This window comes from Bradyrhizobium cosmicum, from assembly GCF_032290525.1.
Classification (GTDB): domain Bacteria; phylum Pseudomonadota; class Alphaproteobacteria; order Rhizobiales; family Xanthobacteraceae; genus Bradyrhizobium; species Bradyrhizobium cosmicum_A.
The window spans coordinates 1-246 of record NZ_JASXTA010000477.1 but is presented as its reverse complement, the minus strand read 5'-3'; the positions used below and the strand labels follow the sequence as shown (position 1 = coordinate 246).

At 66.7% G+C, this 246-nt stretch carries 1 protein-coding gene; it reads left to right on the top strand.

Going from position 1 to position 246, the window contains the following annotated elements:
• Positions 1-246, top strand: a 246-nt coding sequence (locus QSV46_RS40620; RefSeq protein WP_314964369.1) for an NYN domain-containing protein, incomplete at both ends; no start/stop codon positions are given.

Genomic DNA, 246 nt, shown 5'->3' with positions numbered 1-246 from the left:
CCGATCCGCCCGCTGATCGATTGGCTGAACTACAACGGCTACACGATCGTGACCAAGCCCGCGCGGGAATACACCGACTCGATGGGCCGTCGCCGGGTCAAGGGCAACATGGACATCGAACTGGCCGTCAACGCGATGGAGCTTGCGCCGCGCCTGGACCATGCGGTCCTGTTTTCGGGCGACGGCGACTTCCGCCCGCTGGTCGAGGCGCTGCAGCGGCAGGGTGTCCGGGTGTCGGTCGTGTCC